11 protein-coding genes and 1 tRNA gene are annotated in these 15,447 nt (G+C 72.7%); 10 read left to right on the top strand and 2 right to left on the bottom strand.

The genetic code is table 11. The annotated features are described in order from the left end of the window. Positions 1-93: 93 nt before the first annotated feature. Entirely contained in the window at positions 94-1,053 is a 960-nt protein-coding gene (locus WBN91_RS19005; protein ID WP_337725105.1) for an acyl-CoA desaturase, read from the bottom strand. A gap of 164 nt (positions 1,054-1,217) precedes the next feature. On the opposite strand from WBN91_RS19005, the gene WBN91_RS19000 reads away from it, so the two are divergent. From WBN91_RS19000 to pth, 9 genes are all read left to right on the top strand, one after another. Beyond that, positions 1,218-2,363, top strand: coding sequence for an alpha/beta hydrolase family protein (locus WBN91_RS19000; protein ID WP_337725104.1), 1,146 nt, complete (start codon positions 1,218-1,220; stop codon positions 2,361-2,363). 125 nt (positions 2,364-2,488) lie between these two features. After that, positions 2,489-2,559: transfer RNA gene (locus WBN91_RS18995), tRNA-Gln, on the top strand. Further along, positions 2,530-4,302, top strand: coding sequence for a GGDEF domain-containing protein (locus WBN91_RS18990; RefSeq protein ID WP_337725103.1), 1,773 nt, complete (start codon positions 2,530-2,532; stop codon positions 4,300-4,302). Before WBN91_RS18995 ends, WBN91_RS18990 begins: the two co-directional genes overlap by 30 nt. A 392-nt stretch (positions 4,303-4,694) precedes the next feature. Further along, complete coding sequence (gene glmU, locus WBN91_RS18985) at positions 4,695-6,176, top strand: bifunctional UDP-N-acetylglucosamine diphosphorylase/glucosamine-1-phosphate N-acetyltransferase GlmU (protein WP_337725102.1); 1,482 nt, start codon at positions 4,695-4,697, stop codon at positions 6,174-6,176. 14 nt (positions 6,177-6,190) lie between these two features. After that, positions 6,191-7,162, top strand: a complete 972-nt coding sequence (locus WBN91_RS18980; RefSeq protein ID WP_337725150.1) for a ribose-phosphate diphosphokinase — start codon at positions 6,191-6,193, stop codon at positions 7,160-7,162. Positions 7,163-7,286: 124 nt separating this feature from the next. Continuing rightward, positions 7,287-10,193, top strand: coding sequence for a hypothetical protein (locus WBN91_RS18975; RefSeq protein WP_337725101.1), 2,907 nt, complete (start codon positions 7,287-7,289; stop codon positions 10,191-10,193). 228 nt (positions 10,194-10,421) lie between these two features. Continuing rightward, positions 10,422-11,027: a 50S ribosomal protein L25/general stress protein Ctc gene (locus WBN91_RS18970; RefSeq protein ID WP_337725100.1), complete on the top strand. Its 606-nt coding sequence runs from the start codon at positions 10,422-10,424 to the stop codon at positions 11,025-11,027. A gap of 58 nt (positions 11,028-11,085) precedes the next feature. After that, a complete protein-coding gene (locus tag WBN91_RS18965) occupies positions 11,086-11,601 on the top strand; it encodes a DivIVA domain-containing protein (protein ID WP_337725099.1) in 516 nt (171 codons plus the stop codon). Further along, positions 11,591-12,160, top strand: coding sequence for an aminoacyl-tRNA hydrolase (gene pth, locus WBN91_RS18960; RefSeq protein ID WP_337725098.1), 570 nt, complete (start codon positions 11,591-11,593; stop codon positions 12,158-12,160). Before WBN91_RS18965 ends, pth begins: the two co-directional genes overlap by 11 nt. Positions 12,161-12,171: 11 nt before the next feature. Here the strand turns inward: pth and WBN91_RS18955 are convergent, their stop codons facing one another. Then, positions 12,172-13,812, bottom strand: a complete 1,641-nt coding sequence (locus WBN91_RS18955; RefSeq protein ID WP_337725097.1) for a fatty acyl-AMP ligase — start codon at positions 13,810-13,812, stop codon at positions 12,172-12,174. 99 nt (positions 13,813-13,911) lie between these two features. Between WBN91_RS18955 and WBN91_RS18950 the strand changes: the two genes are divergently transcribed. Then, complete coding sequence (locus WBN91_RS18950) at positions 13,912-15,333, top strand: DivIVA domain-containing protein (protein WP_337725096.1); 1,422 nt, start codon at positions 13,912-13,914, stop codon at positions 15,331-15,333. Positions 15,334-15,447: the final 114 nt, after the last annotated feature.

The raw sequence follows: 15,447 nt of genomic DNA, 5'->3' as shown, positions 1-15,447 counted from the left end.
GGACCGGGGTGTCGTCTGCTCGCCGTCGTCCCGCCACTCCGGTCACCCTAAACACCCGCCCCTCACCAAGTGGGCGAGGGGCGGGTGAACCATTCACTTCTTGACGCTGATCCGGGCCAGCCGCTGCTCGGTCGGCCAGCGCACGTCACGTGCCCAGCCGAACTTCTCGAACAGCCAGATGAGCCGGGCGGACGTGTCGATCTGACCGCGCTTCACGCCGTGGCGGGCGCAGGTCGGGTCGGCGTGGTGCAGGTTGTGCCACGACTCGCCGAAGGACAGGATCGCCAGCGCCCAGACGTTGGCGGAGCGGTCGCGGGCCGCGAAGGGGCGGTCGCCGACCATGTGGCAGATCGAGTTCACCGACCACGTGACGTGGTGCAGGAACGCCACGCGCACCAGGCCCGCCCAGAAGAACGCGGACAGCGCGCCGGCCCAGGACATGGTGATCAGACCGCCCAGGACCCCCGGCGCGAGCAGGCTGATCGTGGTCCACAGCCAGAAGAGCTTGTCGACCTTCACGAGGTCCTCGTCGGCCAGCAGGTCCGGCGCGAAGCGCTGCGCGTTGGTCTTGTCGCGCTCGAACAGCCAGCCCATGTGGGCGTGCCAGAAGCCCTTGGCCAGCGCGACCGGGCCGGAGCCGTACAGCCACGGCGAGTGCGGGTCGCCCTCGCGGTCGGAGAAGGCGTGGTGGCGGCGGTGGTCGGCGACCCAGACGATCACGGGACCCTGCAACGCCATGCTGCCCGCGATGGCCAGGCCGATCTTGAGCGCCCGGTTGGCCTTGAACGAGCCGTGCGTGAAGTACCGGTGGTAGCCGATGGTCACGCCGAGGCCGGACAGGTAGTAGAACGCCACGAACAGCGCGACGTCCACCCAGCCCAGCCCCCACCCCCAGGCGAACGGCACCGCCGCGATCAGGGCCAGGAACGGCACCACCACGAACACGTAGACGCCGAGTTGCTCCACGTGGCCGCGACGGCCCTCGATCATCGGCTTGGGGCCTTTGTCTTCCGGACCGGGCGGCGTTTGCCTGCTCTCCAGGGTGCTGGTCATACGTCTACCTCTTTGTTCGGGGGCACTGGTCACGGCTACCTACGGCACCGTAACTTACGGAAGCGTAAGTTAGGGCGGCCTCGTCCCGCCACACCCGGGCCGAAACTCACGGCGTGTTCTCAGGATCCCGGGCGTGTCGATCACGGCGGGCGCATCATTCGGTGATGGGGACACCGAACGTTCGCCGCAGACGTCGGTTGCGGATCGCAGTGCTCGTGGTCGTCGTGCTGTTCTTGCTGGTCAGCGGTGGCTTGATCGGCGTGGGCTGGTACTACAGCGGTCAGCTGCTGGAGCCCGCCCAAGCCCGTCCGGGCTATCCGGAGACGGTCACCGGAACGGGTGACGGGACCGTCTCGCTGGCGGAGTCGCGGGTGAGTGTGTTGCCGGGCACGTGGGGGCTCGTGTGGCCCGACGGCGCGGCCCGGGTGGGCGGGATCACGGACCGCTCGAACGGCACCGTCACCCGCGAGCTGGTGGGCGCCGCGCCGCCCGTCGGCGCGAAGGTGCGCTTGGAGACGGCCGTGTGGACCGGCGACCCCAAGGCCGCGCTCGGGCTGGAGTACCGGGACGTCGTCGTGCGCACGGAACTGGGCGACGCGCCGGCCTGGCTGGTGCCCGGCACGTCGTCGACGTGGGTGGTCGCGGTGCACGGTCGGGGCGGGTCGCGGACCGAGGCACTGCGGGTCGTTCCCGCGCTGCACGGGGTCGGGTTACCCGTTCTCGCCGTGACCTACCGGAACGACGCCGGCGCGCCCCCTTCGCCGGACGGGTTGTTCCACCTGGGTGACACCGAGTGGCGGGACGTCGAGGCGGCCGTCCGGTACGCGCTGGAGCACGGCGCGCGGGACGTGGTGCTCTACGGGTGGTCGATGGGCGGGGCGATCGTCGGGCAGTTCCTCGGGCGCTCCGCGGAGGCCGACGAGGTGGTCGCCGTGGTGCTGGACGCGCCCGTGACCAACTGGACCAGGACGCTGGAGTTGCAGTCGCGCAACCGCGGGGTGCCCACGCAGCTGGTGCCGGTGGCCGAGCTGGTGTCGGACTGGCGGGCCGACCTGGAGTTCGAGCGGTTCGACCTGGTCGAGCACCCGCCCGCGCACAAGCCCCGGACGCTGCTGTTCCACGGCGGCGCGGACGGCACGGTCCCGGTGTCGACGTCGCGGGACCTGGCGGCGGCCTCCCACCGGCTGGGGTGGCCGATGAGGTACGTCGAAGTGCCCGCCGCGGACCACACCTCGGCGTGGAACGTGGACCCCGCCGCGTACGAGCGGACCGTGACCGAGTTCGTGGGTTCACTCACCGGACCGTCCTGAACTGCGAAAACACGCAGGGTCATGATCGGGTTACCATGAGATTGCGGCCAGTTGAGTGGTCGTGCTGACCTACCGGGACCACTCGTGACAACATGTGTCCGCACGGGCGAGGGCTCCTCGCCCGATCCGCCATGGTGTAAAGGCAGCACCTCGGATTTTGGTTCCGATGGTCCAGGTTCGAATCCTGGTGGCGGAGCGAGAGCGGCCGAGCCGGGGCGTCCGGCCCGGTGACCCTGCGTCTGCATGGGGGTGTGAGTCGCTGCACGAGGAAGCGGTCGACGAGCAGGGCAACGTGGTGCCGGCGCTCCACGAGATGTCCGACGCGTGGCTGGTCGGCCGCGCGTCCGAGCTTGTCGCCGTGGCCCAGAGCAGCCACCTCTCCGACCAGTTGGAGGCGACCCACGAGGTCGACAAGCTCCTGGCCGAGGCGCAGGCCCGCGGTGAACCGCGGATCGTCGGCCAGCTGCTGCGCGCGGCGGCGGTCGTCCGGCTGGTCACGCCCGGACTCGTGGACATGTCCGACTCCATGCTGGACGAGCTGCTCGCCCACACCCGCCGGCACGGCCTGGTCGTGCTGGAGGCCGAGGCGCACGCGCTGCGCGGCAGGCGCTACCTGCTGGGCGGGTTCGAGGACAAGGCGCTGACCGAGGTCGCCAGCGGCCTGGCCATGCTGGACGAGGACCTCGCCCCGGACCCGATGCTGGACAAGCGCACCTGGGACCGGCTGATGGCCAGCGCCCTCCAGAGCACCGGCCTGGTGCTGACCCAGCTCGGCGTCTACGAGATGGCCGACCAGGTGCTGGCGCGGGCGCACAACGCGATCCGGGACAGCGCCGGGCCGCACCTGATCTACATCCACCTGATGAACCGCGCCCGGATGCTCATCGGCTGGGGCCTGCGGCTGGAGCGCGTGGACAACCACGAGGAGGCGGCGACCAAGTTCGCCACCGCGTCCGCGATCGCCGAGGCCGTCGAGGGACCGTTCCGCGAATCCCTGCACCCCGGCCGGCGGGACCGGTCGGCGGCCGAGCAGGTGCCGGTCATCGGCGCCGCGCACGCGCTGGCCAAGCCGGGACCCGAGCACATCGCGCCGCTGTGGCGGCTGCGCGAGCTGTCGATGTACGCCCGCGAGCTGATCATCGTGTCCATCGCGCTGTCCCGCTGCCTGGCGCTGGAGGAGCTGCCGCAGCAGGCGTTGCAGGTGCTGGCGGACGCGCGGACCCGGCTGGAGCACGACACGTCCGAGCCGACCCTGATGCTGTGCCTGGTGCGCGAGTACGCGCAGCTGTCCGGCCCGCACGGCGAGCACACGACGTCGGCCTTGCAGTTCTACGCCAACGCGCTGGAGGTGGAGCTGTGGCAGATGCAGGAGGCCCGCACCGCCACCCTGGTCACCCGGCGCGACCACGAGCGGCTGACCCGGGCGCACGGCGCGATCGCGCAGCAGGCCTTGCAGGACCCGCTGACGGGCCTGCCCAACCGGCGGGCGCTGGACGACCGGCTGGGCGCGCTGATCAGCGCGCAGACCCACCCGATGGCGATCGCCCTGGTCGACCTGGACGGGTTCAAGGTCGTCAACGACAAGCACTCGCACGCCGAGGGCGACGACGTGCTGCGGGTCATCGCGTCCACGCTGCGGCAGGCGCTGCGCGGGGACGACCTGGTCGCCCGGTACGGCGGTGACGAGTTCGTGGTCCTGCTGCCCGGTGCGCCCCTGCACGCGGCCGAGGCGGCGCTGGGACGCGCGGTGGACGCGGTGGCGGCCCTGCCCGGCGACCTGTCGCGCGGGGTGACGCTGTCGGTGGGCGTGATCTCGGTGCGACCCCGGGAGTCGGCGCACCAGGCGCTGGCGCGCGCGGACTCGGCGATGTACCTGGCGAAGCGGCGCGGCGGTTGCCGGGTGGCGGCGGTCGAGGGCGAGGCGTCCGCCGAGAGCTGAGGCGCTCGGTGGCGGGGTCGGCACGGTTCGTGGTGGCTCGCCGTGATTGCGGGCACACCGGTGGCGGCGGCGGTGTCCGTTTCGGCGGTGTGGTCCGGACCAAAGCTTCGATCACTCGATCGGTGGGCATTCCACGGCGTGGCCGGCGTGGAAGTGCTGGGGGGCTTGCCATCCCCGCGTTCCGGCGTCGTCAGGGGCCGCGTCCGCGGCGGGTGTCAGGGCTGTTCGGGGCCGTCGGGAGGGGCGTCCGAGCGGTGTCGTGGCGGGGTCCGGCAGGTAACTGCCAGGTTGCCGCCGCGGCGGGCGAGGGCCCCTCGGAGGCTTAGTATCAGCATCTGGCGGGAGCCAGGCCTTCCCGCTGGCAGGCACGCACTCAGCTAGGGAGAGCGCTGATGCTCGAGGGTGTTCCCACCCCAGTCAGCACGATCGTCCTCGCAGCGGGTGAAGGCACCCGCATGCGCTCAGCCACCCCCAAGGTGTTGCACCGGATCGCCGGTCGCTCCCTCGTGGAGCACGCGGTCCGCGCCGCCGCCGGGACCGATCCCGACCACCTCGCCGTCGTCGTCGGACACGGCCGGGCCGCGGTCACCGAGCACCTCGACAGCCTGTCCACCGCGCTGGACCGCAAGGTCACCGTCGCGGTGCAGGAGCAGCAGAAGGGCACGGGTCACGCGGTCGGGTGCGGCCTGGCCGAGCTGCCCGCCGACCTGACCGGCACGGTCCTGGTCACCTACGGCGACGTCCCGCTGCTGGACGCGCAGACGCTGAGCGACCTGCTCGTCGAGCACGGCGGGGCGGGCAACGCCGTCACCGTGCTCACCGCCGTCGTCCCGGACCCCACCGGCTACGGCCGGATCCTCCGCACGGAGTCCGGCGAGGTCGCGGCGATCGTCGAGCAGAAGGACGCCACCCCGGAACAGCGGGCCGTCAACGAGATCAACTCCGGCGTCTACGCGTTCGACGCCGAGGTGCTGCGCGACGGGCTCTCCCGGCTGTCCACCGACAACGCCCAGGGCGAGCTGTACCTGACCGACGTCCTGTCCATCGCGCGCGGCGACGGCAAGCGCGTCGGCGCGGTGGTCACCGCCGACCCGTGGCTGGTGGAGGGCGTGAACGACCGCGTCCAGCTGGCCCGGCTGGGCGCCGAGCTCAACCGCCGGATCGTCGAGCGGTGGATGCGCGAGGGCGTCACCGTCGTCGACCCGGCCACCACCTGGCTGGACGCGGACGTGCGGATCGGCCGGGACGCCGTGGTCGAGCCGGGCGTGCAGCTGCGCGCGGGCACGGTCGTCGGCGAGGGCGCGGTGGTCGGTCCGGACACCACGCTCAGCGGCTGCTCCATCGGCGCGGGCGCCTCCGTCGTGCGCACGCACGGCAGCGGCGCGCAGATCGGCGCGGGCGCGTCGGTCGGCCCGTTCGCCTACCTCCGCCCCGGCACCAAGCTCGGCGCCGACGGCAAGATCGGCACGTTCGTCGAGGTCAAGAACTCCGACATCGGCACCGGCTCCAAGGTCCCGCACCTGAGCTACATCGGCGACGCCACCATCGGCGAGCACTCCAACATCGGCGCGGCCAGCGTCACCGTGAACTACGACGGCGTGCACAAGCACCGCACCGTCATCGGGTCCCACGCCCGCACGGGCTCGGACAACATGTTCGTCGCCCCCGTCACCGTCGGGGACGGCGCGTACACCGGCGCCGGGACCGTCGTGCGCCGCGACGTGCCACCGGGCGCGCTGGCCGTGTCCGGCGGCCCGCAGCGCAACCTCAACGGCTGGGTCCTCACCCGCAGGCCCGGCACGGCCGCCGCTCAAGCGGCACAGGACGCCCTGGCGTCGCAGAATGCCGACACAACCGCCGAGGAAGGGCGTTGACCGTGAACCCCACCATGCCCGGTACCCCGAAGAAGAACCTGATGCTCTTCGGCGGTCGCGCCTACCCCGAGCTGACCGAGCAGGTGGCCAAGCACCTCAACGTGTCGGTGACCCCGCAGTCGGCCTACGACTTCGCCAACGGCGAGATCTTCGTGCGGTTCGAGGAGTCCGTGCGCGGGTGCGACGCGTTCGTCATCCAGTCCCACTGCGCGCCCATCAACCAGTGGCTGATGGAGCAGCTGATCATGGTGGACGCGCTCAAACGCGCCTCCGCCAAGCGGATCACCGTGATCATGCCGTTCTACCCCTACGCGCGGCAGGACAAGAAGCACCGCGGCCGTGAGCCGATCTCGGCCCGCCTGGTGGCCGACCTGTTCAAGACCGCCGGCGCCGACCGCCTGGTCGCCGTCGACCTGCACACCGCCCAGATCCAGGGCTTCTTCGACGGCCCGGTGGACCACCTGTGGGCCATGCCGCTGCTGGCCGAGCACATCCGCGACAAGTACGCGGGCCGCGAGCTGACCGTGGTCTCCCCGGACGCCGGCCGCACCAAGCTGGCCGAGAAGTGGGCCGACACCCTGGGCGGCGCGCCGATCGCGTTCATCCACAAGACCCGCGACCCGCTGCGCCCGAACGAGGTCGTCGCCAACCGCGTGGTGGGCCAGGTCCAGGGCCGCCTGTGCGTGGTGATCGACGACATGATCGACACCGGCGGCACCATCACCAAGGCCGTGGAGCAACTGCTGGCCGAGGGCGCGTCCGACGTGGTCATCGCCGCCACCCACCCGGTCCTGTCCGGCCCGGCGGTGGACCGCCTGCGCGACTGCGGCGCCCGCGAGGTCGTGTTCACCGACACCCTGCCGATCCCGGCGGAGAAGCGCTTCGACGCGATGACGGTGCTCCCGATCGCGCCGCTCCTGGCCAGGGTCATCCAGGAAGTCTTCGAGGACGGCTCGGTGACGAGCCTGTTCGACGGCAACGCCTGATCGCACGACCCGTTCGCGGTGATCGACCGGACGCACGCGGTCCGGCATGATCCCGTGAGTGGTGGTGGACCCGGGAAGTCCTCGTGTGCCGGAGAGCGCACGGGGACTTTCCCCGGTCAACGTCGTGACCGGGGCCGAGGCGTCCCGGATCGTCCAGATCGGCGTCCTCCACGGTGATCTGGTCGTGCCGGCGGCCGACCCAGTCGAGACGGCCTACCACCGGCAGGTCGCGCGGCTGGCCCCGCCGCGACTGCTGGACCGGGCCGACGAACTGGCCGAGCTGGCCCGGTTCTGCACGTCCCCGGACACCGCGGGCGCCTACCGCTGGTGGCAGGCTGGGCCGTGGTCGGGCAAGACCGCGCTCCTGGCGTGGTTCGCCCTGCACCCGCCGCCCGGCGTGCGGGTCGTCTCGTTCTTCGTCACCGGCCGCCACGCCGCACAGAACGACCGCGACGCGCTGGTCGAGAACCTGCTGGAGCAACTCCTGGCGCTGCTCGGGCGAGCCCTGCCCGCGCTGCTGACCGAGTCCACCCGCGAAGCGCACCTGCTCGACCTCCTCGCCCGAGCGGCCGACCTGTGCCGCCGGCGCGGTGAGCACCTGGTGCTGCTCGTGGACGGCATCGACGAGGACCGCGGGGTGACCGACGGCCCGGACGCGCACAGCATCGCCGCGCTGCTGCCCGTCCACCCGCCCGACGGCCTGCGGGTCGTCGTGGCCGGCCGCCCCGAACCGCCGGTCCCGCCGGACGTCCCCGCCCACCACCCGCTCCGGCGGCCGGAGGTGGTCCGACCGCTGGCCGGGTGCGCCGCGGCCCGGGTCGAGCAGGCCGACCTGGTGCGCGAGCTGCGGGTGCTGCTGGCCGCCGAACGGACCGCGGACCTGGTGGGACTGCTCACCGCCGCGGGCGGTGGCCTGGCGGCGGCCGACCTCGCCGAGCTGACCGGCCGGTCCCGCCGCGAGGTGGACGACCTCCTGGGCACCGTCGCGGCCCGCAGCCTCAGCCGCCGCGACGGCCGGCACCACCCCGAGCGGACCGTCTTCCTGCTCGCCCACGAGGAGCTGCACCGGGAGGCGGTCGAGCTGCTCGGCCCGGCCCGGCTGTCCGCCCACCTGGACCGGGTGCACACCTGGGCGGCGACCTACCGGGCGCGCGGCTGGCCCGAGGACACCCCCGAGTACCTGCTGAGCGGCTACTTCGCCCGGTCGATCGAGACCGGGGACGCGGCGGCCTTCACCGCGTGCGCCACCGACCCGTCCCGGCACGCGCGGCTGCTGGCGGTGTCCGGCGGGGACGCGGCGGCGCTGGCCGAGGTCGTCCGGGCGCAGCGGGAGCTGGCCTCGGGCCGGACACCACCCGTCGTCGACGTGGCCAGGCTCGCCGTGCACCGGCTGCGGCTGCGGTCGCGGATCAGGGCCAACCACCCGATCGGGTCGCCCGTGCTGTGGGCGGTGGCGGGCCGGCTGGACCGCGCCCGCGCACTGGCCGAGTCGACCGACGAGGCCCAGCGGCCCGACGCGCTGCTCCTGGTGGTCGAAGCGGCGGCGCGGCACGGGCACCTCGCCTGGGCGGCCGGGGTCGCCGACGGCCTGCCCGTCCACCGGCACCGCGTGCACGCCCTGGAACGGGTGATCCGCGCCGCCGCCGACTCCGGCCACCCCGACTTCGCCCGCGCGCTGCTGGAGCGGGTCGGGAGTCCGGGGCACGGTGCCGACGTCACGCCGTCCCTGGTCCGGTCGCTGCTCGCGGTCGGCGTCGTGGACCGGGCGCGGGCGCTCGCCGAGTCCATCCCCTCCGACCGGAGGCGGGACCAGGCCCGTCTGCTCGTGGTCGAGGCGCTGTGCGCACGCGGCGAACCGGCCGCGGCGGCCGAAGTGGTCGGGTCGATGGCCCACGAGCGGGACCGGGCGTGGGCGGCGGTGACCCGGGCGTGTGCCGGTCGGGGTGAGGCAGAGCGAGCCGAGGAGTGCGCGGCGCGCATCGAGCACCCCGAGACCCGTGACACAGCCCTGGTGGACCTGGTCCGGGGACTGGTCGGGCACGGTGCGCCGGATCGGGTGGAAGCGGTGGCCCGGCGGGTACCCGATCCGGTGGCTCGTGGCCGAGCGTTGCTCGTGGCGGCCGAAGGGTGGCGCGCGGCGGGCCGGCCCGACCGGGTGCGCGCCCTGGTGGAGGAGGTCGACGGCTGGTGGCGGCCGGGAGCGGAACGGCCGGGGTTGGCCGTGGTCGCCGTCGAAGCCGCCATAGCCTCCGGTGACCCGGAGCGGGCTCGGAGTCGCCTCGCCGAGGTCGTGGGGTCGACGACCTTCGCCCACCGCACGCGGGCGACCGGCCGGGCGCTCACGGGGCTGCTGCGGGCGGCTCGCGCGCTGGACGACGGCGAAGTCGTCGCGCGGTGCGTCGAGGCGGTGGTGTCGTCGGCGCGGTCCACCGCCGGTGACCAGTGGGACCTGGCGTTGTCCCTGATCGCCCAGGCGGCGGCCGAGGCGGGCGCACTCGGCCACGCCCGCGACCTCGCCGTGGCCGTCGCCGAGCCCGCCCACCGCGACCGAGCGTTGTCCGCGGTGGTCGCGGCGGCCGTGGCGGCACGCGAGCCGGACCTCGCGGAGCACCTCGTCACCGAGATCCGGGACCCGGCGGCACGCACCCGGGCGCTGACCGCCGTCGTGTCCCTGGCCGTGGCCGCCGGCGACCACGAACGGGCGTCCGCGACGCTGCGCCGGTGCGAGGACGTCGCCCGCGCCGACGCGGATGCCGCGAGCCACGCCCGGCTGGCCGCCGCGCTGCTCGGCACAACCACGACCACCGGCGACCCCGACCCGAAACGGGCGCTGCGCCGGTTGCGGCAGGCGGCCCTGCGGGAGGTCGAGCGCGACCCCCTCCGGGCGCGGCGCATGCTCGCCCGGTACCTGGTGGACGAGGACCGGCCGGAGCACCTCGTCACCGCCGTGCGCCGGGTCGCGCCCGAGGCCCTCGCGGCGATCGCGGACGAGGCCGCCCGCCGGGATCCGCCGCCCGCCGCGAATGCCTGAACCCGCCTGGGGAACCCCCGATTAGGACCAGTTCCGGGAGCGGCCTACACTGGTCGGGTTGCCTCGGCGAGGGCGAGCGTCACGCTTGTCGTGATCGACGCGGCGGTTGTGGTGATGCCGCGCGTGCCCACCTCTCCGCGCCGCCCGCCGTCGTAGGCCGACACCCGCCAGCACCCCGCTTTGAGTACCGCCCGACGTTCAAGGCCAGACCGTTAGGAGAGCCCCACCGTGTCCGAGGTCCGTCTCGCCGCAGAGGAGCGCACCGAGTTCGGCAAGGGCGCCGCCCGCCGCACCCGTCGTGCCGGAAAGATCCCCGCGGTGCTCTACGGCCACGGCTCCGACCCGAAGCACCTGGCCCTGCCGGCGCTCGAGTTCGCCCGTGTCGTCCGCGAGCACGGTCACAACGCAGTTCTGACGCTGGACATCGACTCCACCAGCGAACTCGCGCTGACCAAGACCGTCACCACGCACCCGATCAAGAACTACATCGAGCACGTGGACCTGCTGCTGGTGCAGCGGGGCGAGAAGGTCACCGTCGACGTGCCGATCGTCGTCACCGGTGAGCCCGCCGCCGCCACGCTCGTCACCCAGGACCTGACCACGGTCCAGATCGAGGCCGAGGCCCTGCACATCCCCGAGCAGATCGAGCTGTCGATCGAGGGTGTCCAGGCCGGGACCCAGATCCACGCGTCCGACCTGGTGCTGCCCTCCGGCGCCGGTCTGGTGACCGACGCCGAGGCGCTGGTCCTCGCCGTGAACGCCGCTCCGACCGCCGCCGAGCTGGACGGCGGCGAGGGCGAGGCCGCGGACACCGAGGCCTCCGAAGAGAGCTGAGCCCATCACGTCGGGCTGGTCGAACGGCACGTCACCCCCGCCTCCGGGTGGGGGCGGCGTGCCGTTCGCGTCGCTGAGCCCGGCGCAGGTGCGCTCGACGTCCTTCCCGCGCGGCAGGCGCGGCAAGGGCTACGACCCCGCGCAAGTGGAAGCGTTCCTGATCCGGATCGCCGACGCCCTGTCCGGGCGCGCGCAGCTGCACCCCGACGAGGTGCGGCGGGTCGTCTTCCACGAGGTGCCCGGCGGCTACGACCAGCGGTCCGTGGACGACTTCCTGACCCGCATGGAGTGGCAGCTGCGGGCCGGGCTGGTGCCGCCCACCGGCCTGCGCACCGGCGCGGACCTGCTGGCGGTGAAGATCCCCCGGTCGGGTGGCGGCTACGATCGCGGCGAGGTCGACGCGTTCCTCGCGCGGGCCGCGGCCTCCCTGGACGGGCGTGGCCGGATGACGTCCACCGAGGTCCGCCACACCAGGTTCAGCACCACGTCCGGGCTGCGGCGGGGCTACCAGACCCGCGCGGTGGACGCCCTGTTGGACGAGCTTGAGCAGGAGTTGCGGTTCCGTGGCCGATGACATCGCCCTGGTCGTGGGACTGGGCAACCCCGGTCCGAAGTACGAGGGCAACCGGCACAACGTCGGCTTCATGGTCCTCGACGTGCTCGCCGACCGGATCGGCGGCAAGTTCAAGGCGCACAAGGGCGGCGCCGAGGTGCTGGAGGGCCGGCTGGGCTCGCGCAAGGTCGTCCTGGCCAAGCCGCGCGGCTACATGAACACCTCCGGCGGCCCGGTCGCCGGCACGGCCCGGTTCTACAAGGTGCAGCCCGCGGACATCGTGGTCGTGCACGACGAACTGGACCTGCCCTTCGCCGCGGTCCGGATGAAGCTCGGCGGCGGCGAGAACGGCCACAACGGCCTGCGCTCGATCACGAAGTCCCTGGGCACCAAGGACTACCACCGCGTGCGCTTCGGCGTGGACCGCCCGCCGGGCCGCATGGACCCGGCGGACTACGTGCTGCGCGACTTCTCCCTGGTGGAGCGCAAGGAACTGGCGTTCGAGCTGGACCGGGCGGCGGACGCCGTGGAGGCCCTGCTGGAACTGGGCCTGGAAGCGGCCCAGAACAAGTTCCACTAGCCCCTGGAGGTCTACTTCGTCGGCACCAGGCTGGTCGCGGCGGAGCGGCGGAGCTTGCCGGACGGGGTCTTGGGCAGGCTGCCCGGCTTGAGCACCACCACGGTGAACGGGCGCAGGCCCACGGCGTCCACCACCCGGGCGCTGATCTGCTTGGTCAGCTCCTTCACGGCGTCGTCCTCGCCGGCCAGCTTGGACTCCACGACCACGGCGAACCGCTCCCGCCGCGTCCCCGCGTCCAGACGCACCGCCACCGCGTTGCCCGCCCGCACGCCCTCGACGGACGTCGCCGCCCGCTCGATGTCGGTCGGGTAGATGTTGCGGCCACCCATGATGATCACGTCCTTGCGCCGCCCGCACACGACGACCTGGCCGTCCACCACGTAACCCTCGTCGCCGGTGTCCAGCCAGCCGTCCGCGTCCTGCGTCGCCCGCGGCCCGTCCACGGTCAGGTAGCCCGGCGTCACGGCCTCGCCGCGCACCCGCAGCTGCCCGACCTCGCGCTCACCGCGCACCGCGCCCGACTCGTCCACCACCTGGACCTCCAGCCCCGGCAGCGGCGGGCCGAGCAGCGGGAACGTCCGCGCCCCCGACCCCGGCTCCACGGGCACCGCGCGGCGGCCCGCCTCCAGCTCGTCCGGGTCGACGTGGTCCACGGCCATGCCGGTGAAGACCGGCGCGAACGCCACGCCCAGGGTCGTCTCCGCCATGCCGTACGCGCACAGCACGCACTCGGCGGGCATCCCGAACCGCGCGCCCGCCTTCGTGAAGGCCGCGACGGCGGTCGGGTCGATGGGCTCGGCGCCGTTGAGCGCGATCCGCAGCCGGGACAGGTCCCACGTGCCGTCCTCGACGCCGTCCATGCGGCGCGCGGCGATGGCGTAGGCGAAGTTCGGGGCGGCGGTGATGGTGCCCTGGTAGCGGCTGATCAGGTCCGGCCACAGGGTCGGGCGGGACAGGAAGTCGACCGGGGTGACCTTCACCAGGTCGATGCCGAACAGCATCGGCACGGTCAGGAAGCCGACCATCCCCATGTCGTGGAACAGCGGCAGCCACGACACCATCCGGTCGGTCTCCGGGTCCAGCCGGGCCGCCTCCTCCATCGCCTTCGCGTTGGACCACAGGTTGCCGTGGGTGATGCGGACGGCCTTCGGGTCGGCGGTGGAGCCGCTGGTGAGCTGGAGCAGGGCGGTCGCGGACTCGTCCACCTCGACCGGTGCGGGCAGCGGGTCGCCGTCCAGCTCGTCGAGCTTGCGGTAGGAGACGCCGTTCTCGTCCAGGACACCGGACAGCGCGTCGAACGGGCTGCCCAGCAGCACCAGTTCCGCGCCGATCATGGCCAGCACGCGCAGGGTGTCGGCGGCCCACTCGGCGAGGTCGGTGCGCGGCGTCGGCTGGTGCAGCATGGTGATGCTGCCGCCGGACAACCACACGGCCTGCACGGCGGGCGCGATCGAGGCCGGGTCCCCCGCGAGCACGGCCACGGAGTCACCCCGCGCCACGCCGCCCGCGACGAGCGCACCGGCCATCCTCCTGGCCTTCTCGTGCACGTCCGCCCACGTCCGACGCGTCGGAGCGGTCGGCTCACCCGTCGTCATCCCTCGATCGTTGGCACTCGCAGCGGTTGCCACCATCGTGTCCACGAACCGGCTCATGGGCGTCAGAGTAGAACGATCTCCACCGCATTGAGCCAATAGGGCGAAACAACTTCACCTCCGTCCGGCGATACTCCCCGGTACACGGGAGAAGGAGGCATGAGGGTGGGGTTCGAAGCGCGCCAGCAAGCGGCACCACGGTCCGCCGCGGCGTTCGGATCGACCGCGGCACTGGGACCTGCCGCAGGATCGCGCCCGGCTCAGGCACCACGTCCAGCCGCGGCACCCGGCCCCGTCACGGGACCACGTCCCGTCACGGCACCGGGCCTCGTCGACGCACCACGTCCCGTCGCGGCACCGGGTTTCGTCGACGCACCGCGCCCCGTCGCGGCACCACGCCCCGTAGACGCACCGCGCCCGCACGCGCCCGCACACCCCGCGCCGCTGCTCAGCGCGCAGGACCTGCGCCAGGTCGCGTTCCACCGCCCGCCACCCGGCATGCCCGGCTACGAGGAGCGCCAGGTAGACGACTTCCTCGACCGCATCGAGGCCACCCTCCTGGGCCGCGACGACGTGACCGAGCAGGACGTCCGCCGCATGCGCTTCCGCCCCGCCCACCCCGGCTACCACGCGACCGAGGTGGACGCCTTCCTGGAGCTGGTCGCGGAAACCCTGAGATCGACCCCGCAACGCAGACAGGCCGTCGCCCCGGCCCAGGGCGCGCACGCCACGTCCACCGGCATGCGCCCAGCCCCGAGACTGACCCCGCAAGACGTCCGAGGCGTGCGCTTCCACAAACCCCGCCCCGGCAACCGCGGCTACCACGAGGGCGAAATCGACCACTTCCTGGACCGCATCGAAGCCACCCTCCTGGGCCGAGACACCCTGACCGCCCTGGAAGTCCAGGACCACGAGTTCTCGTACGCCCCACCGGGAATGATCGGCTACGACGAAGACGACGTGGACACCTTCCTGGACTTGGTGGTCGTCACCCTGGAACAAATCACCGCCCCACCAGTACGCCCAAGACCCGGCGTAGGCACCCGCCCCCTAACGGCAAGAGACGTCCGCACGGTCGAGTTCGGCAAACCCCCACGTGGCCGCCGCGGCTACCACGAATCCCAGGTCGACAAGTTCCTGGACCGCATCGAGAACACCCTCCTGGGCAACGACGACCTCACCGCACAGGAAATCCGAGAAGCCAAGTTCAGCCGCCCCCTGTTCGGCCGGAGGGGCTACGACGAGACCGAGGTCGACGCCTTCCTGTCCAGAGTCGAGAAACAACTCTCCGACGGCCCGCCCCGACCCGCGACCCTGCCCCCGATCACGTCGTGGAAGCAGCTGAGGATGATCAAGCTGCCGATGGCGGGTCCTACGCGGAGGGGGTACCGGACGTCGCAGGTGGACCGGGTGCTGGAGGAGATCGGCATCGCGTTGGACGGGATGATCGGAGCTTCGTCGGCGGAGGTCGCCAAGACCCGGTTCGCGTTGTCGTTGATGAACGGGCAGGGGTACGACTGCGCCTTCATCGACGAACTGATGCCAATCCTGGCCGCAGAACTCCGCAAACGAGGCCGCTGACCTACCCCGCCCCAAGCCCCGGTTGTGCGGCTTTTCACGCGCGCAGCGCGTCCTTCGCGCGCGGAGCGCGCGGTAGGTGTTACCTACAAGTGGAGGGCCTCGGTTCCCCCACCG

The organism is Saccharothrix sp. CCNWYY140, assembly GCF_037401995.1.
GTDB lineage: Bacteria > Actinomycetota > Actinomycetes > Mycobacteriales > Pseudonocardiaceae > Actinosynnema.
This window is presented reverse-complemented; position numbering and strand designations above follow the sequence as displayed.

Excerpts from the sequence above, each read along its gene's own strand:
- WBN91_RS19005 (WP_337725105.1), bottom strand. The coding sequence starts at position 1,053 with ATGACCAGCACCCTGGAGAGCAGGCAAACGCCGCCCGGTCCGGAAGAC.
- WBN91_RS19000 (WP_337725104.1), top strand. The coding sequence starts at position 1,218 with ATGGGGACACCGAACGTTCGCCGCAGACGTCGGTTGCGGATCGCAGTG.
- WBN91_RS18990 (WP_337725103.1), top strand. The coding sequence starts at position 2,530 with ATGGTCCAGGTTCGAATCCTGGTGGCGGAGCGAGAGCGGCCGAGCCGG.
- glmU (WP_337725102.1), top strand. The coding sequence starts at position 4,695 with ATGCTCGAGGGTGTTCCCACCCCAGTCAGCACGATCGTCCTCGCAGCG.
- WBN91_RS18980 (WP_337725150.1), top strand. The coding sequence starts at position 6,191 with ATGCCCGGTACCCCGAAGAAGAACCTGATGCTCTTCGGCGGTCGCGCC.
- WBN91_RS18955 (WP_337725097.1), bottom strand. The coding sequence starts at position 13,812 with ATGAGCCGGTTCGTGGACACGATGGTGGCAACCGCTGCGAGTGCCAAC.
- WBN91_RS18950 (WP_337725096.1), top strand. The coding sequence starts at position 13,912 with ATGAGGGTGGGGTTCGAAGCGCGCCAGCAAGCGGCACCACGGTCCGCC.